We start from the raw sequence: 21,138 nt of genomic DNA on the forward strand, positions 1-21,138 counted from the left end.
AATTAGATATTCCTCCCTTGGCCGGTAGAAAGTTGGGGCTGGGCTGGCTCCGAAGTTTCATTAAAGTCCGCGTCCTCCCCAGTCAGTTCCAGGAAGAATTTCTCCAGGCTGGCTTCCTGGCGGCGAATCTCGGCTGCATAGATACCACGCTCGCCCAGGAGCGCGTTGACCTCCATGGCGTAGTCGATGGGAGCCTCAACCTGAAGAAGCGGGCTGCCTACGCTTGCCCAGGAGCCCGGTTCGGCCTGGGTATGGGTAACGCTCTTCATCCAGGGAATCTGGGCCTGAACTTCCTTGAGGGCCTGTTCCGCTTTGCTGGCCTGCTCGGGATATTTAAAGCTCAGGCTGATGCCTTCGCGTTCCGCCAGGAGTTCATTGACGTTGCCCTGGACCAGGAGCTTGCCGAACTTAATAATGGCCACACGCGAGCATACTTGTTGAATTTCGTGCAAGATATGGCTGGAGACGATAACCGTGATGCCCTGCTGCGCCAGTTGCCCGATAAAGCGGCGAATCTCGACGACGCCCGCCGGGTCCAGGCCATTGGTTGGCTCATCGAGAATAATCAGTTCGGGCTGACTGAGGAGGGCCGCGGCAATGCCCAGGCGCTGTTTCATGCCCAGGGAGTATTTCTTATAGCTATCGTTAGCGCGCTCTGCCAGGCCCACCTGCTCCAGAACCTCCTCTACGCGAGCGTGCGTTGCCTGGTCATTGGCCAGACCCGCAAAGGTCGCCATGCCGCGCAGGTTTTCGCGCCCGGAGAGGAAGGGATAGAATGTGGGCTGCTCGACAATCGCGCCCGTGCGGCGGAGGGCATCAAGGTAGCCACGCTTATCCTCTGACTGCTTGCCCATGAGCATGATAGAGCCCTGGTTTGGTTGGATCAAACCGAGTATCATGCGGATCGTGGTGGTTTTTCCTGAGCCGTTGGGACCTAGCAAACCAAAGACATCGCCTCGGAACACTTCTAACGCCAGGTTATCCACGGCGGTACGCTTCCCGAAGCGCTTCGTTAAATGCTCTGTGCGTAAGATCGGTTCTTGCTGCATGAGTAAGGTTCCTATCTTTTTATTCTCAGCCTACAGTATGATTGCGTTCTAGTCTAGTGTTGTGCTGTTTCTGACCTTCTTCTTACCCCACTAGTCCTAGTGTCTCTTTGTATCATCACGCCTCACGCCTGTGGCGCTCGCTTGGGTTTGTAATGTGTTAGAGTAGCCGTGTACGCAAGTAGCGGGCCCGCTACTTGCGTACACGGCTACTCTAACACATTTTCTACTTATTTATAACGGTAGATGTTTCTATCTCTCGTCGATGTCCTGGAATTTAACTCTTTTGGTTGATGACACCGGGTTGAGGACATCTATACACTTGAAATGAGGCAGGTTTTCATGTTGAGGGGGTGAGGGTTCTATGAGTATAGCGATAGTGTCTGGATGCCAGCAATGTCAACACAAAACCAGTATTTTCCTGAACCGGGTACGCTTGAGCAGTTGGGGAGCTATCATCTATTGCGTCCGCTCAGGCGTGGTGGATACGCGACGATTTACCTGGGAGAACATCAATATTTGCACACGCTGGGAGCGGTAAAGGTGCTCAATACCTGGTTTGCCACGGGGAGAGATACTCAGCGCTTCCTGGCAGAGGCTACCCTGCAGGCGCGTTTGCGTCATCCGCATATCGTGCGTGTGCTCGATTTTGGCGTTGAGGAGCGGATTCCCTTCCTGGTCATGGAGTATGCACCACATGGGACCTTGCAGGACCGTTTCCCCCAGCAGAGCCGGGTCGCCCTAGACGTGGTGCTTCCCTATGTGCTGCAACTTGGCGCGGCGCTGCAATATATGCATGATAATGGTGTGCTGCACTGCGATGTCAAGCCGCAGAATGTGTTGCTTGGGCCACAAGAGGAGGTCTGGCTCTGCGATTTTGGTATAGCGACCTCCGTGCTTAAACACTATCAGGAGGCTACTGATAGTTCGAATGGAACAGCGCTCTATGCCGCACCAGAGCAGATTCATGGCCGCCCTGAACCCGCTAGCGATCAATATGCGCTAGGAATTATGCTCTATACCTGGCTCTGTGGCCATTTCCCTTTTTCCGGTAGCACCACCCAGGTCTGCCACCAGCATCTCTATATACTACCAGAACCTATTCGCGTATTGATGCCAGAGGTCCCTATAGGTATCGAGCGCGTGGTGATGCGCGCACTGGCCAAAGAACCCGCCCGGCGCTTCCCCGATATCGCAGCCTTTATGAAGGCCCTCCAGCAAGCCGTCCACTCGCGTCCCACTCTGTCCAGGGGACCGCTCAAGTGGGCGCGCTCCCTTCTTAATGCAAAGCACACCTCTTAACCTGTGAACTACGCACAAATATATGCTAGTGTGGGGGAACGGTCCGCGAGCGTTCCCCCACACTAGCATATACTCCAATGAAGCGGATTTACGAGCGCTTGGTAGAATAAAAAAGGAGTAGTGACGGCGCCTTTATGTCAAGTGGTTTTGCACTAAGGTAGGAGATGACCCCTATGATTAGCGTGGTAATTGTGGATGACCATGGTATGGTGCGCGAGGGATTGCGCCAATTTCTAACAGAGGATCCCGAGATTACGGTTGTGGGAGAGGCTTCCGATGGCGCCTCTGGTGTGCAACTCGTGCAAAGCCTGCGTCCCGCGGTGGTGCTTATGGATGTGATGATGCCTGTACTGGATGGTATCTCCGCCACGGCCTCGCTGCGCCACTGCTGTCCTGAGTCCCGCGTGATTATTTTGAGCAATCATGTCGAGCGCTCAACGGTCATCCATGCCGTCAAGGCGGGCGCTGTAGGATACTTGTTGAAGGATGCCCTGGCTGAAGAGCTTTGCCACGCCATTAAAGAGGTGGTGCAGGGTAACGTGCACTTTGCCCCTCAAGCCTCTATCTTTCTCCTGCACGAGGTACGTGAACCCAACCTGCCCGAGAATCTGACGGAGCGCGAGGCCGATGTACTGCGCTTGCTTGCCCAGGGACGTTCGAATAAGGATATCGCGCGTCATCTGCATATCGTCGAGGATACGGTTAAGACGCATGTGCGTCATATTCTCTCAAAGCTCGGGGTTCAGAGCCGAACCCAGGCCGCTCTCTACGCGACCCGCCTGAACCTCGTTCCTATTGATGAGCAGGAGCAGAGCCTACAGTCGAGCCAGGCCAGGTGAGTGGTTCGGGGAGCTATGGGGAACGACGCAACTCAACGCACATGTCTATATATGATGGGATGAGTCGCTGAAACTCGTTTTTCCCTTCTCCCGTGTATCATGCAAGTGACACACAGGTCTTTTTTGTGGAAGTAAATAAGGCTGAGAACGTGCTCTGAGTTAATTCGAGTTAACTGGCAAGAATGCATTCAATTTCGCTGACCAACCACCTCTCTTGTTGTGAAAGGAGGTCTGGCTATGGCAATGGTGCAGAAGACAATCGCTGTCGGTGTTTTCGCGGATAAAGAGCAGGCCAGGAACGCTATTGAAGCGCTGCGGCACGCGGGCTTTACCGATGATGAGATTGGCTATCTGGCGCATGCTCGCCTGGAGGGGCTTTCAGAGGCGACCGCTGTCAATACAGCTACCGGTATGGTGGAGGGTGGTGTGTTAGGTGGCGTACTGGGGGCCGTGGCGACATTGTTGATTCCAGGGATTGGCCCAGCCATCGCGGGTGGTGTCCTGGTGGCAACCCTGGGTGGTGCCGCGCTGGGCGCAGCGGCCGGTGGCCTAATTGGCTCGTTTGTACGTATTGGTATTCCCGAGAAGGATGCACGCTTCTACCAGCAAGAAATCGCAGCAGGTCACACTGTTGTCACGGTCAAGACGGCCGGTGAGGCCAGCTATGACGATGCGTTAGCGATTATGCGTGCCAATGGGTCCTATGATGCCGCGACAAAAACAGGTGTGATCAATACGACGCCGCCCATCCGTCCACATGGAGTCTCCGGCCCTCTGAACACCGGTGAGAATAATCCGCCTGAAGCCCAGTCCTAGCATGAAGAACGCTTTAGAAGAAAGCAAGAACTCGCTCTCTTCTAAAGCGTTTTAGTCTCGGTCAAATAGTTGCTCACCTGGCGAGTTGACGTTGAAATGGGCGGAGTAATAAATGCGCTATGATAGCTGCACTGGCCGAGCTGGTGCAGCTATCATAGCGCATTTATTACCTATTGGTTGTTGGTAAGGTCTGAATGTTCAGGCAGGCCTGGTGTGCTATGAGTTGCTTGGGGTGTTGGATAGGTGATAGTGGATGCGGAAGCGGCGCCTGGGGGGCTCTTCCTGGTCGTAAAAGTCGTCGAAGGCGACCTCTTGCAGGCCGCAGGACTGGAAGACTGAGAGGCTTTGCCGGCTCAGGGGAGAGGGGATTTTACCGTCGCGTTCCTCGTTCTCTGTGCCACGGCAGATCACGAGCAGGTTGCCATCGGGAGCCAGGCAGAGGCTGATGCATTCCATGGCGCGGGACCTCAGTTCGTGAGGAAGGGTCTGAATAGTATATATCTCTAGAATGAAGTCGAAGGTTTGCTGCCATGCTTGTGGTAGGGCGAAGAGGTTTGCTGCCTCGTAGTGGACTTGGGTCTCGGGGAAGCGCCGTTTGCTCCATTCAATAGCCTCTGGCGCGATATCGAAGGCGGTGACCTGAAAGCCCAGGCTCGCCAGGTACTCGGCGTCATCTCCCAGGCCACAACCAACGACGAGCGCTCGCCTGTTGTTTCCCTGGAGTTGCTGGCGTTCGGCCCAGTCCTTGAAGTGCGTATTTACTTGCTGGTCCGCCCAGGGAATGGCTGAGGCGTCCCCCTGGGCTTGCTGATAGAGCGTTGAGAAATAATTCAGTACATCACCCCGGCTGGTATAGGTATCATAGAGATGCTGGGCTTTTTCCCGTGCCTGCTGTTCATCTAGCGTCATATATGTGCATCCGTTTCTATTTGGATTTAAAGGCGCCTGCTGGTAAGCCTGTTATCGTTGTATCATATTCTGCATTTACCAGGCAAGCGAGAGCTAAATGGACCCTATATGTGGATGGTGTGTGCCGCAGGCGCGAGACATCTCGCCAAAAACATCCACATGCAGTTTACTAATCAAAGAAAGGGAAGGGGTGACTTTTATAAAGGCCTTGAAAGAAGGATGAGGAAAGAGTGTACATGAGATCAGTTTTTGCTATAATAAGACACGTACACTAGTTCCAATTTTTGTGTCCTCGGGGCATAGGACGATGACTATTTTGTGTTTCGCCGCGGATTGTGTAGAATTGGAAGGGTAGGCGTGAACACATTGTCGGCATAAGAGTGGGCAGAACAGCAAAGAGGAGAAAGTGTCTTATGGATGGCCAGAAGGCGAAACTGGAAGGAGACAGCAGGCATATCTGGTTGCGCTATGCGACTGAATTTGAGAGCGGAGGGCGCAGGCATACGCTTGAGATGGGTATCCCTATGCCGCTGGGGGCGAGCGATCAGGAGCGCGAGCAGCTGTTGAACGAGGCCGAGCAGGGTATGAATCAGTTAATAAGTCGCATAGAGAAACGTGTATCTCGTACCATCCCGAGTGGCGCTCCAGGGAATGCTCCAGGTATCCCCAGGGTGAGTACGCCTGCTCCTCAGGGGGCGCCAGCTGGTGGGCGCCCTGCGGCTCCACCACAGAAACCAGCCTCTGTGCCTGCTCCGCAGACGAGTACGCAGCCGACTCAGCCCACACCTAAGGTGCGCGAGAGTGCTGCCCCTGTCGAAGAGGCACAGGTGCCAGTGCCGCGCCAGCATAGCGGGGTTAGCCTCCCCTCGGTCCCGAAGGTGACTGGTGATCTCGGTGGCGATATGTCGCTGCCAGATTTTATCCACTATATTAAAGAGACCTGGGGGATTGAGCCGCATGAAGCTATGAAGCAGTTGAATGTGCGCTCCCTCTCCAACATTAATCGACGCTCAGCAATTGCACGGTTGCGTGAATTGCGGGATGCTGACAGTGGCGGCGATGATAAGCAGCATTCGGCCAATCAATCTACGCAGACCACGGCCTCGGCAACGGGCAATGAAAGACCATATCAGGCTTCTTCAGCGGAGGCACAGAATGAGCAGAGGCCGCAGCCCAGGCAGGCCGAGGCACAGCCTGCTCCTCAGAAGCAAATTGAAGCTGCCAAGCGGGAAGCTGTTGCTGATCAGCCGACGCGACCAGTTATTGCGGCTCCCCAGGTAAATGGTAACAATCATACCACTCTGCCCACGAATGTGGTTCCCCTGAATGGGACGCGCCAGGCTGCCTCACGCCAGGCGAGAGCCTTTGATGAGGAGGTTGAGCCTGAAGATCTCGATGGCCTGGTTGACCTGGAGGAGGGCGAGGAGCCAATGTTCCCTCAGGCGATCCTGGACGTGGCTTCTGATAAACTGCACGCGTTTCGTGAGATGCAGGGCGCGACGGCTGCGAGTCCAGATCGCTTGAAGGTCCTCAATATACTGGTGGGTTCGCAGATTAGCAAAGAGCAGTTGCAGGCCTTGCTCGCGGGCGTTTGGGGAATAACCATACAGAAAAAATTGAAGGTAGATCAAAACGAAGCTTTGATTTCGTGGGCTAAGGAAGATAACTTTATACCCGAGGTCGAGGCCGTCTTACACCTGTTGGAGGAGGAAAAATATGCGCGTGGTAACCGGTGAGGCGAAAGGCAAACGGCTCAAGTCACCTAAAACGATTGACACTCGACCCATCCTGGATCGCGTCAAAACGGCGCTCTTTGATATCCTGTCTGGCGAGGTCCAGGGTACACGCTTCCTGGATCTATTTGGTGGTGTTGGCAATGTTGGTATTGAGGCCCTCAGTCGGGGGGCTGCCCACGCGACCTTTCTGGAACTCAATCCCCAGGTATTTCGTATCCTGCGCGAGAACCTGCAATTGACGGGCCTGATCAACCGGGCGGAGACGGTACGGGGAGACGCCTTTAAGTTTCTCCAGGCTGGTGCAGCACCTGGAGCCGCGCCAAAACCCTATGACATTGTCTACGTCGCGCCTCCTCAATACCAGGAGATGGCGGCGCGTGCACTGGAGATGCTGGACCATTCGTCCCTGGTTCCTGATGATGGCCTGGTGATTGTGCAGATCCATCCCAAAGAGCGACCCGGAGTTGCCGCAGTCATCTGTCAGCGTCTCACACTCGTCGACGAGCGACGCTATGGCAGCACCCTCTTGATGTTTTACCGTGTTCCCGGCGCTGAAGAAGCGTAATAAGAGAGTGTAGTATGGCCCTGGCAGCCGAAGGCTGCCAGGGCCATACTACACTCTCTTATTATTGCGAGCACCACGGGCGCGAGACCTAATTGAGCATCGCGGGACCAGGTGCCGGTATGGGCGTCTGAGGCGCAGGTGTAAACTGCTGCTGCATCTTCACAATGCCGGGAAGCGTAAAGTGGAACTGGCTCCCTATGCCCGGTATCCCCTGGCTCTCTACCCAGATCTTTCCATGCATGGCTTCGACCAGGTGCTTGCTGATATACAGGCCCAGGCCGCTGCCACGTGTTGGTCCCGCCAGGTCTTGTGGCAGGCGCGCAAATTGCTCGAAGAGCATGGCCTGCTCTTGTGGAGGGATGCCTGCCCCTCTATCGCTGACGGTGATGCGAACCTGTTCCCCATCAGTGCCCGCTTCAATAAGGATGGGACTCATGTTGGGAGAGTATTTGAAGGCGTTGGAGAGCAGGTTGTAGAGAATATGACGTATGCAATGAGCATTCCCACTGACAAAGAGGTGACGTGAGATCCTGGTATACACCTGGTTATGACATTGGTAAAGCATTTCAAATTGGGCGACCATGTCATACACAATACGATAGAGTTGTAGATTCTCTACCACCAGGTCACCTCTATTATTCGCGATAGCCATGGTATCCAGTACGTTGTTGACGAGGCGGCGCAGCTCGTCGCAGTAGTTGAGTGCATTCCTGAGATAGACCCCGTGGAGGTCGCGTGTCAGATGGCCGGTCTGCTCCAGCAGGTGTGCGAGCATTTCTATATAGCCATATGCCGCTGAGAGGGGGGTGCGCAACTCGTGATTAACGTTGATAATGAACTGGTTCTTGAGCTGGTTGAGTTGGCGCTGGCGCTCATAGGCGTTGTGCCCCTGTTTTTGTGCTTCCTCTGCGCGCCGCTGTGCCTCTTCTGTGGTGTCGAGCATACTGCGTAGCGTACACATCAGGTAACCCTCAATAAGCAAGACCACAACACTTCCCAGCAGAGAGTAGAGATAGGTCGGCGTCAGTGGTGCCAGGTGGTAGATGAACTGGTTATAGAGGATCAAGACGCCAATGTTGCAGACAAAGACGCAGAATGCTCCGTACCTGTTGAAGGTCCAGGAGGAGAGCAGCATTGGGACCGCGAGAATATACCCGGTGTGCGTAAAGGGCAGGGTCCAGTAATAGATGGTCGTACAAGCAATAAAGCAAACTCCACAAATACATAATTTCAGCGCTAAGGGGAGACGTAAGAAGAGGCGCGGCCAGGAGGTAAGCAGGTGACTCCACATGATGACTAATCCTCCGCAATCCACATATTGACAACTAGCACATGCCATGCGCAATTTACAGAATCTGCAAAAATATCTTGTACATGGGTAAACAAGATAGAGAAGAGGTATGCATAGAAATATATTAACATGCGGGAAATATGATTTTCCATGGTAAATTACTTTTGGTTTACAATTTAGCTTATTTTATTTTCTCTTGTGTTACAAATGTATATATTATTATGAATTGCTTGCCCTATTGGACAGGTTCTCTGGGTCGTGGTGTGCGCTATAATTGGGGAGAGAAGCCATAAAATTCATGATTTGCAGATACTATGGAGGAATAAAGAGCTATGTTAAATAAACCTGGAGGGCCGGGAGGTCCCGGTGGGCGTTTTGCCTTTATCGATGCGGGCGAGGCGGCACGTATGCTGGGGATTGATCGCATTACCCTGGAACAGTGGATCAAGGATGGGCGTATCAAGCCAAAGCGAGGCGTGGGACGCGAGTCCTTCTTCCGCGCGGCAGATATCCAGGCGCTTTACAATGAGTTGCATCCCGAGGCTGAGCTTGCGGCGGCAGTCGAGGCCGATGAGCGCGAGAGCGCAGGCGAGGCGCCCCAGGCCCCGGTGCGTAAGAAGCAGGACCCGCAGATGCGTGTCTATCTGCGTTTGCAGGCTGATGCCAAGTGGTTTGACATCTCCGAAGAGGATATTCAGACCTGGTTTAAGCAACTGGCCCCCGATGGCTACGAGCGCAACAAGCGCAATGTTGAGCATACGATCAAGAAGCTTCAGTATCTGGTGGGCCTGATTGATGACGCTCAGCAGCGCCAGGCTGAACTATAGTGTACTAAGAAAATAGTGTTGAGCCTGGCGGGCAAAGCTCGCCAGGCTCAACACTATTTTCTTAGTACATAAATCCTCCGCCATCCACGATGAGCTTCTGCCCGTGAATAAAGTCGGCGCCAGGTGAGAGCAGAAAATCAACGGCCTGGGCTATCTCTTCAGGCTGGCCGATGCGCTTGAGGGGGATGCTCTGCTCAATCTTTTTGAGGCGTTGAGGATCCCTCGTCCCATAGCGTTCCTCAACCTCCTGGGTCTGGATGAAGCCAGGCAGGATGCAGTTGACGTGAATTTTTGGCGCCAGTTCCAGGGCCAGACATTTGGTCATCGTCAGGATACCAGCCTTGGAGGCGCAATAGTTCAGGCCATTTTTTCGTCCCGTGATGCCGGTTGTGGCCCCCAGGTTAATAATGTAGCCACCTGCTTCCTGATGGAGCATGTAGCGCGCGGCGCATTGGGAGCAGAGAAAGGTCCCCTTCATGTTAGTATCTACGACATGATCCCAGTCCTCTTCGCTTAGCTCCAGCACTGGTTTATCGATATTCAGTCCCGCGTTATTGATCAGGACATCGATGCTTCCAAACTGGCTGCTGGCGACATGAAAAAGATTCTCAACATCGTGGGTATTGGCGACATTGGAACGTATTACCAGCACCTGTGGGGTAAGCACATGGCATTCCTGGTAGGTTTCCTGAGCTGCCACGTCATCTGAGTGATAGCTGAGTACCAGGTGATATCCTTCACGTGCCATATGCAACGCAATCGCCTTCCCTAGCCCTTTGATACCGCCTGTAATGATCGCGGTTCTGGCCATTACTGCATGCTCCTTTATCGATGTTCAAGACAAGTGTAGCGGTTGAAGTTGAGTCCGTGGAGCGAGTAGTGCCTGTTTTTCTTAGTATATAGAAAGCCGTGAGGTGGCCCGACGCTGCTGAAGCACGCGTCTACATATCAAGGCGCGATATGTAGACGCGTGCTTCAGCAGCGTCGGGCCTTTTCTCTCAGCGCCAGGCAGCGCTATAATATCCACTGAATGCAAAGTGGGCCAGGAGCCTGTATGAAGAGCATAGCAGGAAGCCAAGGAAAAGGAAGACAGAAAATATGGAATGGAAAGCGGCGGGTGCGGTTCTGGTTGGAGCTCTGGGAGCTATTGGTGGCATGAACTATTATGCGCGTCGCATTGAGCCATCCTGGCTGGAGGTAAACGAGTTCTCGCTGGCGTTGCCACGCCTGGACAGTGCTTTTGCTGGCTACCGGATCGCTCACATTAGCGATATCCATGCCGATACTACCTGGATGGATTATGCCCGCTTGCAAGAGATTGTGCAGACGGTTAACCAGCAGTACCCCGATATGGTGGTCATTACAGGCGACTTTCTCTCAGTGTACGAGCCACCTGCCCTGGAGGCGTTGAAAGCGCTGCGTTTTCTCCAGGCGCGTGATGGCGTCTTCGCGGTCCTGGGCAATCATGATCACCGGGTGGGAACACAGGGCCCCACGTATTTACGTGCCCTCTTCACGGAGTATGGTATTCATGACGCCACCGAGATGGTATTTTCGCTTGAGCGGGCGGGCCAGATGCTGCATATCGTGGGGCTGGCGGATCTCTTTCAGCAACGGAAGGTGCCTTCTGTGCCGCGCACTGTCTCCTACCAGGAGAAGTTTCAGGCTGTCGTACGCAAGATACCTGAGCAGGGCGCGGCTATCCTACTTGTGCATGAGCCAGACTTCGCCGATGTAGCCGCCAAAGCGCAACGTTTTGATCTCCAACTCTCGGGTCATTCGCATGGCGGGCAGGTACGCCTTCCATGGTTGGGCGCGCTCAGGCTGCCGCCGTTGGGCCGCAAGTACTCCTGTGGCCTCTACCGCGTGGGCGAGATGTGGCAATATACCACGCGTGGCCTGGGGATGAAGCCACCCCAGGTGCGTCTGAATTGCCGCCCAGAAATTACTATGATTACCTGCTGTGTGCAATAATATGCACAAACTACATACTCTTATTTCACGGCTTCGGGGAGGATATCCAGCAGGTCCTCGACTGAGGGGACGATGATCTCCGCGCCACGCTGTTTGTAGAGGTCGACCTCAGCGGGATTGACGCTCATCGCGCCAATGATTATGGGTTCGCCGGGTGTTCGGCCTTGCATATACTTGCGCACGAAGTCATGGTCGTCGGCGGTATCGCCGATAAAGAGGCCAGCGCGTGCGCCCGTGCGCTCAATGGCCATACGCAGGGCCTGGGGATTAGGCTTGGGGCAGATATCCGCCGGAATAACGACCTCCCACCAGCGCTCACCGCTATAGGCCTCCATGCGCTCAAGCGCGCTTTCCACCTCGGGTCCAACGCGCCCGGTGATCATGCCCATATGCTTTATACCAGCGGCGCGCAGGCGTTGAAAGAAATCGGGCTGGTAGAGCATATGCTCCCGGTGGTAGAGTCCCGCGAAGTCACTAGGGAGGTAGCGCATCTCCTGGCCGTAATATTTACGCATGCCCTCGCCGCCCCAATAGTATTCGTGATAAATGTCGCCAATAATTGCATAGTCGGCGCGGGCGCGGGCGGGAATGGTCTCCTCAACCCAGGTGCGTCCTCCATGTCCATGCAGGTTGGCCTCGCGTGAGAGGGCGGCCCATTGTGCATTGCTGCGTTCGGCCAGCTCGGTGCCTCGCCATTCGCGCAACTTCGCCGTGTAGAGCGAAGCGAGCAGGTAGCACATATCCCAGTCATTGTTATAGCCACCTGCCTGCTTGAAGATATCCACATCCATGGAGGTCAGCAGGGCTTTCCCTTCATGCTGCCCCCAGTCCAGTCCATGCAGTGTGCCGACTATGTATTCGGCGGTGGCGATATCCGTGGCATGGAAAGATTCGAGCGTATGAATTAAGATGCCATCAACATCGAAAAAGATGCTATCAAAGTCAGGGGGGAATTGTAGTCCCGGTCGTCGCCAGATGCCCGGCTTGCTCATGCGGTAAAGGCCCTTCCTCTCAGGTCTTTGGTCAGAGAATCTGTGTAAATTATCTCTCCCATTATAGCAAGTTATAAGACGACAGGTCTGAGAAGTGGGACCCTTAAACATTCTTGTGTGCTATGCAGGGCGTGTGACCAGGAGTTTGAGGAAGCGGCGCACCAGGAAGACGCCGAGCCAGTAGATAAAGATGGCGACCAGGATGGAGCCATCAATGGCGTAGCCGCTGTAGTGTGAGATGGGCATGAAGCGTTCGAAGGGAAACATAAAGGGTGCGCTAGCGGCGAAGATCCACTGTGAGAAGAGGCTATGGGTCAGTCCAAAGAGGGTGAAGAGGAAGCGCGCAGCCAGGAGCAGCGTCAACATCCAGAGCAGGAAGCCAAGCAACTGGTTGAGCTTGCGAATGAGGGCGGCACAAAAGCGCCCTATACTATAGAGGGCACGCCGGTGCCACGGCAGGTTGGAGAGATACTGTGGAGGCACTGGAGCAGTCGAATCAGGCCACCACGGCTCTGTGGTGGAGGCGTTATATGTATTCTGGTTGAAATGTGGGGTGTTGCGCATGCGCTCATAGGCTTCCCGATAGTTACGACGAAACATGCTTCTTGCTCACACTTCTGCCTACAGTCAGAAAATAATAATGCTGGATGCTCTCACTTATATTGTACCATAGGTTTCCTATACATAGCACGCGCAACAAGAAAATACAGACTTAGGCCTCAGGTGTGGGCGTGAAAGGGAGAACATGAAGCTGGATATTAGCTGCTGAGTGATTGATATCCTCCTCGTCAAGCTGGTATATCTGGTCCCAGCCTTCCTGGGGACTGTTGAGTAGTACCTGTTGTAACTGGCCAAAGTGATAGTTGATCACGTCTGCTCCCACGCGTCGCTGCCGTTGTTGTTCATGGCGTAGGCAGATGTCGGGTGTGATATTGAAGACGAAGAGACAGGTCTGATAATTGTAGCGGTGCGCCAGTTCAAGCAGGTTGCGCCGGGCGTCCCAGGAGATGGCCGTGCTATCGGCGATGGTCGTGCGGTTTTGGCGCATACGTTTGGCGATAATAAAATGAAAGAGATCGAAGGCTTCACGATTGGCCTGCTGGCTGGCCTCGTCATCGAAGATTACGCTGCGGCAATAGTCAGATGAAATAATCATGGTTGGCGCGAAGCCAGCATGCTGGTTAGCGTGAACGAGGTTGCGCGCAAAGGTGCTTTTTCCGGCACCAGCCGGGCCACAGAGCACGATTAATGTTCGCTGTGGCAGCGTAATATAGAGCGGCCGTAGCCGCTGCTGAGAGCTTGCTGTGTCCATTGCGATGCTTCTTCTCCTTTGATATAATGCGCATGCATATATACGCCTTTTTAAGAAACAGATGAAAAGGTGGAACGTAAGGTCATATGCAGCTTTTGTGTTTCATTGTATACTAACAAACACTCACACAAATGTTGTTGTTAACAGCATTTTGATGATAAAACCGGCTCTTATCTATTGCGTCTGTCTCTTTGTGTGCAGAAACGAATACAGGTTGGTGCATCTTATACCGTAATATTATGGTAACGGTAATGACGCCCCGCCTGGGCATTCCAGGCCACCTGAAACCATACACTCTATGTGTCTTTATCGCAAGAGACGCTCCCATACGCTGAGGAGGTTGTTGTGTCTGTAGAGATCGCTCTTACCAGCACGGAAATTCGTGCGCGTTTTTTAGATTACTTCGCGAGCAAAGGCCACGTCAAGGTGCCCAGCTCATCCCTGGTTCCACGCAATGATCCGACGGTGATGCTGACTACCGCGGGCATGCAGCAGATGATCCCCTACTTCCTGGGGCGCGAGACGCCTCCAGGATCACGTCTGACCTCGTCTCAGAAGTGTTTCCGCACAACTGATATCGATATCGTGGGCAATGAGCGCACGTTGACCTTCTTCGAGATGCTGGGTAACTTCTCGGTTGGCGATTACTTCAAGCGCGAGGCCATCACCTTCGCCTGGGAGTTCCTGACTCAGGTGATCAAGTTGCCCGCCCAGCGCCTGCATCCAACGGTCCATCCAGAGGATGACGAGGCACCACGCTACTGGAATGAGATTGCAGGTTATCCTGATGAGGCTATTGTACGCCTGGAGGATAACTGGTGGGGTCCTCCAGGAGCGTCGGGTCCGTGTGGCCCAGACTCTGAGATCTACTATGATCGTGGCGTTGAGCATGGCTGTGGACGTGCCGATTGTAAACCGGGCTGTGAGTGCGAGCGTTTCCTTGAGATCTGGAACCTGGTCTTTATGCAGTTTTTCCAGGATCGCGATGGGGTTCGCACGCCGCTGCCCAAGACGAATATCGATACCGGCATGGGTCTGGAGCGCCTCTCAATGGTTGTGCAGGGGAAAGAGTCGGTCTTTGATACCGACATCTTCCGCGCCATTATCGATCACTTTGCCCAGCTTACAGGCAAGGTCTATGGGCAGGAGACGCGTGTCGATACCTCATTGCGTGTCATCGCCGATCATGCACGTGCCCTGGTCTTCCTGGCTGCCGATGGTGTGCTACCTAGCAACGAGGGGCGCGGCTATATCTTCCGCCGCGTCTTGCGCCGCGCGGTGCGCCATGGTAAGCTGCTAGGACTGGATCAGCCCTTCCTCTCCATTGCCGCAGACACCGTCATCAAGCTCATGGGTGACTATTACACCGAACTGCGCACGCAGCGCGACCGCATTGTCGACGTGTTGAGCCTGGAGGAGAAAAAGTTTAGCCAGACCCTCAACACGGGCTTGCAGTTGCTGACGAGCCTCTTAAGCGACCTGCGCCAGAAAGAGATTTCGGTCATTCCAGGCAACGAAGTCTTCAAGCTCTATGATAGCCACGGTTTCCCGGTTGAGCTGACGCAGGAGATCGCCTCTGAGCAAGGTTTTACCATTGATGCAGCAGGCTTTGAGCTGGCCATGCAGCAGCAGCAGGAGCGCAGCCGCGCAGCTAGCAACTTTGCGCAGGCCGACCACGAGACCAACCTCGACGAGGTGCTCCAGCGCGTTGGTCCGACGAAGTTCACTGGCTACCAGGGCATCACCGGCACGGGTAAGGTTGTGGCCTTATTTGTGGATGGCAAAGAGGTCGAGAGCATTAGCGCGCCTCAGCAAGCCCTGGCGATCCTGGATGCGACCCCCTTCTATGCCGAGAGCGGTGGTCAAATTGGTGATCGTGGAGACCTTCTGGCCCAGGCGGGCGTGTTTAAAGTACACGATACACGCCGCCCGGTAAAAGGACTCTATGTGCATTATGGCGAAATCGCCGAGGGCTACCTGCGCGTCGGTGATAGCGTCCAGGCCGAAGTGATGAGTCAGCGCCGTGAAGATACCATGCGTAATCACAGCGCCACGCATCTTTTACATAAGGCGTTACGTGATTTACTTGGGACACAGGTGGAGCAGCGGGGATCGCTGGTGGAACCTGAGCGCTTGCGCTTCGACTTCAGCAGCCAGCGCGGATTGACTACAGATGAGCTTGCTCAGATCGATGCGCAGGTGAATCGTTGGATTCGCGCCGATTATCCCGTTGATACTACTATCATGCCTATTCAAGAGGCACTTGCCACAGGCGCGATGGCGCTCTTCGGCGAGAAGTACGATGACCTCGTGCGTGTCGTCTCGATGGGCAGTAGTACCGAGCTGTGTGGTGGTACGCATTGCGCCTCAACAGGCCAGATTGGCCTCTACCTGACCGTGCAGGAGACGAGCGTTGCCGCGGGCATCCGCCGTATTGAAGCCTTAACTGGACGGGCTGCTGAAGCCTACCTGCGCCGTCGCAGCGCCCTGGTTGACTCGCTCGCCGCCCGCTTGCAGGTACAGACCGACACGCTTGAAGCGCGTGTGGAGCAGATGCAGCATGAGCTGAGCACGTTGCGTAAGCAGGTGGCGCAGTTCCAGCGCGAGAACGCGGTACGCCAGGTGGAAACCCTGGTCTCACAGGGGCAGGAGCAGTCTGGTGTAACCATCATCGCGACCAGCGTGGATGTGCCTGACGACAAAGTCTTGCGCGAAATGGGCGAGATGATGCGTTCAAAATTAAAGCAGCCACACGTGGTGGTTCTCGCCGCACCTCTGGAGGAGCGCATCGCTCTTCAGGTAAATGTCGAGCCATCCTTGACGAAGCGTGGCCTGCACGCTGGGAAAATCGCTGCTGCCGTCGGCCAGAAGCTTGGCGGCAAGGGCGGTGGTCGCCCAGACGTCGCGCAGGGTGGTGGCAAGAACAAGGCTGAGTTGGGCGCCGCTTTAGAGTTGGTAACGCAGTTCGTGCGAGAGAATCTACAGTAGCTCCTTATACGAAAACCAATGCCACTGTCGTGGCTAGCGCTGCGCGCTCAGGTTTTCGAGAGGTAGTAACTTTGCCAGAAGTACGTTCTTTGTGTTATAACGTACACGTCATGCACTTTCGTTTTTGAGGCGACGGTGCATGACACTCTGAGCGTATATGGCGATGAGAGCGGTAGTCAGCGCGCTGTTTCTGGCGAATGTAGGTGGACCCCATCACCTGTGAAACAAAGAAAGAATGAAATCAGGGAAGACACGCATATGAATCTCTTTCAACGTCTGCGCAATTTGTTTGGCAGAGGACACGAAGAGAATGGGTATTATCCCGAACTAGATGAAGAAGAGTATGAGGTTGAACTCGAGCCTGTGGGTTCGAGCTCTGAGCGTCAGCTCTTTACAGCGTTAGATATTGGTACCGCCTATGCCAAGGCTATGATTATCGAGGTCCATGGGGATAGCGCTGAGGTTCTAGGCGTGGGACACCATCCTCAAAGCTATACACATATGTCGGATGGTATTGTAACCGATATTCCCGGCGTTATCGCCAACTGTAACAAGGCTCTGCTCAAGGCGGAGCAAGCGGCAGGGGGGTTATCGCGCCTTCCGCGATCATTGGTATCGCAGGCGAACTGGTCAAGGGTAGCTCGACAACGGTCAGTAAGAATCGGCAGCAACCGGCACGTCCGATCACAGCGGATGAGCTGGAAGCGCTAATGGCTAGTGCGCAGAATAAATTATTGAAGAGCGCCAAGGAGCGTATTGCCGCGGAAACGGGTTACCATAATATCGAGGTTCGTCTAACCAATACCGCCGTCGTCTCGGTGCGTATTGATGGGCAGGCCGTATCCAATCCTATTGGCTTTCCCGGTCGCTACTTCTCGCTGACGCTCTTTAGCGCCTTTGCGCCACTAATGCAATTGGGCGCACTGGAGGCGGTGGCCCAGGGGCTGGATCTTACTCTGCTGGCGATTGTGGCTGAACCCTACGCCCTGGCACGTTGTTTGAGCACGAATGCTGGAGCCGATAGTGGCGCCATCTTTATTGATATTGGCGGCGGTACGACCGATATCGCCCTGGTACGGCAGGGAGGCATCGAGGAGACGCGTATGTTTGCCCTGGGGGGCGCTCGTTTACGCGTCGCATTGCCACAAGTAAAAGCATCTCGATTCGCGAGGCCGAGCGCCTGAAATTGAGTTATAGCCGGGGAGAGATTACAGGCGAGGCCTATGAGGAGATGCGGGCTATTCTCGAACCCGATTGTCAGACCTGGATGGATAGTGTCGAACTCTTGCTCGAAGAGCTTGCCAAGGAGGAGTTATTGCCACCAGCCATTTATGTCGTCGGTGGTGGCTCGGGGCTTTTAGATCTGTTTCAGAAGCTTGAAGCCTTTCCCTGGATAGAGCGCCTGCCCTTCTCGCGGCATCCAATCATCCGCACTGTGCAACCAGAGATGGTGGGACATATTACTGATCCCGAGAGTATGTTGCGTAGCGCCCAGGATATTACGCCTATGGCTCTGGCATACCAGGCCGTCGAATTAGAGAACGATGATTCAATGCTGGAACAAACCCTGTATCGTGTTCTAGACGCGATGCGCATGTGATACATATTCTCTAGCATATAGATCTTATTCCGGAATCTAGCGCCACTTACGTGTCTAGCGCTGCGCGCTCAGGGTTTTCGGATCGGAAGATGCTTGAAAATGGGCAGAAAATGCATCGGGAGAGCGGAACTGGCACTATCATACGTTATTATATGAGAGACACAGGGATGTGATACTACGCTATAATTAAGCTGCACAGCCCGAAATTCGTGTGGATCCGTTATTGATGGGGAGAATCTGGGCTTATGAGTGATGAGCAAACAATTTATATTGGTCCTGAAGACGATTTAACCAGTGTACGTGAGCGCCTGCAGCGTGTTGAATCGCGGCGTGTGACCATGGTAATACCGGCGCAGACGCAGTTGCGTAGTCATGTGGCCTGGAAGTTACTGCATGCACGAGCACGGGAGATGGGGAAGGATGTGGTCATTGTAAGCTCTGATCCTCAGGTGCGTTCGGTGGCCCAGGCGGTGAAGTTTAAGGTGGCTCAATCACTCGAGGCCCAGCCCAGCGATCCTCGCCAGAATAGTCGCCCGGGGCGCTCGGCCCCGGGCGGTCGAGGACGAGGCTCCTCTCGTAAGTCCCCTGAGGGACGTAGCCTGGGGCCTCGCCGGTCTCGTCAGTTAGAACGTTCGTCCGAACGCTGGAGGTCTGCTCCCCCCTCTCCCCTGCCCCTCTCTCCTTCTCCTTACATTCAGCCAGTCTCCGAAACCTTTGAGCCAGGTCAGAAAGAGCTACCCAGCAAACACTCCCAATTTGATGGAAGCTTTGAAGAACAGAAGCGTCCAGTTGAGGAGACGCCTGCGCGTAAGTTCGAGGCGCCCTATGTTTATGAGGGGCAGAGCCGTCCTTCAATTCACTCGCTGCCTCCCCAGGAACTGGATGATGACGAGGCCGATCTGCTACTCGAAGACTATAACCAGGCTCAGAGTATTCGGCGATCTGCCATGCAAGATCAACCACGTGCACAAGCAAAGGAGTCCGAGGGCAACGCCAGGCTAGCCGCCTCGCAGCGCACCCCCGATGAGGCGAAGCCGAGCTATACAACGCCCCCTCTCTCGCCAACTGTCGCGGATGCCATTCTCTCCGATCCTTTCGCGTATTTTGATGATGAGTTACCGCCGCCACCACGTGCCGAGCAACGAGGCGCGGTAACGATAGATCAGCTTGAGAGTGGAATGCATCCCATTCCCGAGACTCCTGTACATGGTGGGCCATCGACCCAGCCCGGTATTATCGTGGATGGCGAGATTGAAGACCTGGGTGACATGGGCAGTGATGACGCCTTTCCGCCTGCCCGCCAACAGGAGATGGAGTCGGATGACGAAATTGATGAGCTTACGCCTCCTTCACTGCCCGCGGCGCGCCGTGATCGACGTTCAGTGCCATTGCAGAAAAGCTCAAAGCGTCCCATGCCCGGCCGAACCCCTCTGGAGGGGGACCAGGATGAGTATGAGGCACCGGATGTGGAGGAGCAGCCAACACAAATTATGCCACCACGTCCCGCCGCCCAGGCGCCCGCCCAGCGTTTAAGCCGCGAGTTGACTCCGGTGCATTCGCGCGCGGTACGGCCCGCGAGCGGGATACAGGAGCATCCCAATCAGGTAAAACCAGCTTCGCGTAGCAGCCAGGCGTCACAACGACCATCCAGGCAGGCACCTCATAGCCGTGTCAGTCGCCGCTCTTATCAGGAGCGTAGGCGCGGGGCCAGGGGAGGCTTCCTGGTGGCAGCCGGTATCTTACTGGCGTTTCTAGTGGTTGGTTTGCTGGCCTTTTTTGTGCCGAGCACAGATGTGACGATTACCTTTGCGGGACGTAGTTATAGCCATGCGCTCACACTGGCCGCGGTTCCCAATGGTCCGGGTGTGGTTGGGCCACGCCTCGCGCAAGCCACGAGCGCAAGTGTTCCGGCACAGCGCCTCTCACGGGACTTCACACAGAATGGCATTGGCACGGCAACCGGCCAGAAGCTTATTGATAATCAGGTGGCTACCGGCAGCATCACATTCACCAATAATGGGAGCGCTAATATTACCATTCCCTCCGGGACGGTATTAGAGACGCAGAGTGATGGCATTCAGTTTGTGACAACCGCGGAGGCTGTGGTTACGCCTCAAGGTGGTGGCGCGAACCCTGTGGATGTACCTGTGCAGGCGCAGAAGCCTGGGACGAGCGGGAATGTGGGCGCTAAGACCATCACCATACTCCCCGATAATAGCAAGAGCGAGATCGCCCGGGCGAGTCATCTCTCCTCGCCTGACCAGGTAAAGCTAACCTTTACCAACGCGGACCGCATGACAGGTGGCGGTGCTGGCAAGGCTACCGTGGTCACTCAGGGAGACCTGGATGCTCTGAAGCAGAAGCTACAGGACGCCTTGAGCGCGGATATCCAGAACTGGTTGACGCAGCAGAAGAAGTCGCCACAGGATATCGTGGGGAAGCCTGATCTCCAGAGCACCTTAACCGATGCCCCCAAAGTTGACCAGGTGGTAGAGAATAACTCTTTTACCGCGAATCTACATGTGACCTTGACGGCACTGCTTATCTCTGGCAGCGATATCCAGAAGGCAAGTGTCGATCCACTGAATGTGTCCTTGCAGCAGGAGCAGAACTTTAAGGACTACATCGTAACTGCCGATGCGGCCCCCTCCATTCAAATTCAAAAACTCTCGACAAGTGGCACAGGAGAGCACCTGACGCTCAACTTTACCGCCCAGGTAAACACCACGCCCTCAATCAAACCCGAGACTGTACAGCACCTGGTGCTGGGGAAATCGGCGACCAACGCGCGTGCCGAGGTGTTGCATAGCTATCAACACTACAATGTAAAAGAGGTCCAGATCTCCTCCACCCCATCGTTTGTCTTCTGGGTGACGTTCTGGCAGCCAAATATTCATGTCCACCTGGTGCCAGCAAACTCCTGAGCAACTTACCTGAAGCG

At 54.7% G+C, this 21,138-nt stretch carries 19 protein-coding genes; 12 read left to right on the forward strand and 7 right to left on the reverse strand.

What is annotated here, in order from left to right; genetic code table 11:
* Positions 1-2: 2 nt before the first annotated feature.
* The gene (locus tag JMJ04_RS11420; RefSeq protein WP_201370611.1) at positions 3-1,049 is read right to left on the reverse strand and encodes an ABC transporter ATP-binding protein; all 1,047 of its coding nucleotides are present in this window, start codon (positions 1,047-1,049) and stop codon (positions 3-5) included.
* A gap of 393 nt (positions 1,050-1,442) precedes the next feature.
* Here JMJ04_RS11420 and JMJ04_RS11425 point away from each other — a divergent pair, with 393 nt between their 5' ends.
* From JMJ04_RS11425 to JMJ04_RS11435, 3 genes are all read left to right on the forward strand, one after another.
* Positions 1,443-2,348 carry a serine/threonine protein kinase gene (locus JMJ04_RS11425; RefSeq protein WP_201370612.1) on the forward strand — a complete coding sequence of 302 codons (906 nt, stop codon included), beginning with the start codon at positions 1,443-1,445 and terminating at the stop codon, positions 2,346-2,348.
* A 173-nt stretch (positions 2,349-2,521) separates the two neighbouring features.
* Positions 2,522-3,187, forward strand: coding sequence for a response regulator (locus tag JMJ04_RS11430; protein WP_201370613.1), 666 nt, complete (start codon positions 2,522-2,524; stop codon positions 3,185-3,187).
* Positions 3,188-3,424: 237 nt separating this feature from the next.
* The gene (locus JMJ04_RS11435) at positions 3,425-4,003 is read left to right on the forward strand and encodes a general stress protein (RefSeq protein WP_201370614.1); all 579 of its coding nucleotides are present in this window, start codon (positions 3,425-3,427) and stop codon (positions 4,001-4,003) included.
* A gap of 216 nt (positions 4,004-4,219) precedes the next feature.
* On the opposite strand, the gene JMJ04_RS11440 is transcribed toward JMJ04_RS11435, so the two are convergent.
* Positions 4,220-4,912 (reverse strand): class I SAM-dependent methyltransferase, encoded by a 693-nt coding sequence (locus JMJ04_RS11440; protein WP_201370615.1) that lies wholly within the window; start codon positions 4,910-4,912, stop codon positions 4,220-4,222.
* Between the two features lie 413 nt (positions 4,913-5,325).
* Between JMJ04_RS11440 and JMJ04_RS11445 the strand changes: the two genes are divergently transcribed.
* Both JMJ04_RS11445 and rsmD read left to right on the forward strand, forming a co-directional pair.
* Complete coding sequence (locus tag JMJ04_RS11445) at positions 5,326-6,648, forward strand: hypothetical protein (RefSeq protein WP_201370616.1); 1,323 nt, start codon at positions 5,326-5,328, stop codon at positions 6,646-6,648.
* Complete coding sequence (rsmD, locus tag JMJ04_RS11450; protein WP_201370617.1) at positions 6,629-7,213, forward strand: 16S rRNA (guanine(966)-N(2))-methyltransferase RsmD; 585 nt, start codon at positions 6,629-6,631, stop codon at positions 7,211-7,213. The genes JMJ04_RS11445 and rsmD overlap by 20 nt, the downstream gene beginning before the upstream one ends.
* Before the next feature lie 88 nt (positions 7,214-7,301).
* On the opposite strand, the gene JMJ04_RS11455 is transcribed toward rsmD, so the two are convergent.
* Entirely contained in the window at positions 7,302-8,504 is a 1,203-nt protein-coding gene (locus JMJ04_RS11455; RefSeq protein ID WP_201370618.1) for a sensor histidine kinase, read from the reverse strand.
* Positions 8,505-8,836: 332 nt separating this feature from the next.
* Between JMJ04_RS11455 and JMJ04_RS11460 the strand changes: the two genes are divergently transcribed.
* A complete protein-coding gene (locus JMJ04_RS11460; protein WP_201370619.1) occupies positions 8,837-9,331 on the forward strand; it encodes a helix-turn-helix domain-containing protein in 495 nt (164 codons plus the stop codon).
* 61 nt (positions 9,332-9,392) lie between these two features.
* On the opposite strand, the gene JMJ04_RS11465 is transcribed toward JMJ04_RS11460, so the two are convergent.
* Entirely contained in the window at positions 9,393-10,142 is a 750-nt protein-coding gene (locus JMJ04_RS11465; RefSeq protein ID WP_201370620.1) for an SDR family NAD(P)-dependent oxidoreductase, read from the reverse strand.
* Between the two features lie 287 nt (positions 10,143-10,429).
* On the opposite strand from JMJ04_RS11465, the gene JMJ04_RS11470 reads away from it, so the two are divergent.
* On the forward strand, positions 10,430-11,305 hold the full coding sequence (locus tag JMJ04_RS11470; protein ID WP_201370621.1) for a metallophosphoesterase: 876 nt from the start codon (positions 10,430-10,432) through the stop codon (positions 11,303-11,305).
* A 20-nt stretch (positions 11,306-11,325) separates the two neighbouring features.
* Here the strand turns inward: JMJ04_RS11470 and JMJ04_RS11475 are convergent, their stop codons facing one another.
* The 3 genes from JMJ04_RS11475 to JMJ04_RS11485 all read right to left on the reverse strand — a co-directional run bounded on the left by JMJ04_RS11475 (position 11,326) and on the right by JMJ04_RS11485 (position 13,609).
* Entirely contained in the window at positions 11,326-12,297 is a 972-nt protein-coding gene (locus JMJ04_RS11475; RefSeq protein ID WP_201370622.1) for an HAD family hydrolase, read from the reverse strand.
* A 120-nt stretch (positions 12,298-12,417) separates the two neighbouring features.
* On the reverse strand, positions 12,418-12,897 hold the full coding sequence (locus JMJ04_RS11480) for a YggT family protein (protein WP_201370623.1): 480 nt from the start codon (positions 12,895-12,897) through the stop codon (positions 12,418-12,420).
* A 112-nt stretch (positions 12,898-13,009) separates the two neighbouring features.
* Positions 13,010-13,609, reverse strand: a complete 600-nt coding sequence (locus JMJ04_RS11485; protein WP_201370624.1) for an AAA family ATPase — start codon at positions 13,607-13,609, stop codon at positions 13,010-13,012.
* Between the two features lie 345 nt (positions 13,610-13,954).
* On the opposite strand from JMJ04_RS11485, the gene alaS reads away from it, so the two are divergent.
* The 5 genes from alaS (at position 13,955) to JMJ04_RS11510 (ending at position 21,121) form a co-directional block, all read left to right on the forward strand.
* Positions 13,955-16,597, forward strand: a complete 2,643-nt coding sequence (alaS, locus tag JMJ04_RS11490) for an alanine--tRNA ligase (protein WP_201370625.1) — start codon at positions 13,955-13,957, stop codon at positions 16,595-16,597.
* Between the two features lie 258 nt (positions 16,598-16,855).
* On the forward strand, positions 16,856-17,308 hold the full coding sequence (locus tag JMJ04_RS11495; protein WP_201370626.1) for an acetate and sugar kinases/Hsc70/actin family protein: 453 nt from the start codon (positions 16,856-16,858) through the stop codon (positions 17,306-17,308).
* Complete coding sequence (locus JMJ04_RS11500; protein WP_201370627.1) at positions 17,308-17,781, forward strand: cell division protein FtsA; 474 nt, start codon at positions 17,308-17,310, stop codon at positions 17,779-17,781. The genes JMJ04_RS11495 and JMJ04_RS11500 overlap by 1 nt, the downstream gene beginning before the upstream one ends.
* Positions 17,782-17,783: 2 nt before the next feature.
* The gene (locus JMJ04_RS11505) at positions 17,784-18,197 is read left to right on the forward strand and encodes a hypothetical protein (protein ID WP_201370628.1); all 414 of its coding nucleotides are present in this window, start codon (positions 17,784-17,786) and stop codon (positions 18,195-18,197) included.
* A 245-nt stretch (positions 18,198-18,442) separates the two neighbouring features.
* Positions 18,443-21,121, forward strand: coding sequence for a baseplate J/gp47 family protein (locus tag JMJ04_RS11510; RefSeq protein WP_201370629.1), 2,679 nt, complete (start codon positions 18,443-18,445; stop codon positions 21,119-21,121).
* Positions 21,122-21,138: the final 17 nt, after the last annotated feature.

This window comes from Ktedonobacter robiniae (assembly GCF_016587375.1).
GTDB classification, from domain to species: domain Bacteria; phylum Chloroflexota; class Ktedonobacteria; order Ktedonobacterales; family Ktedonobacteraceae; genus Ktedonobacter; species Ktedonobacter robiniae.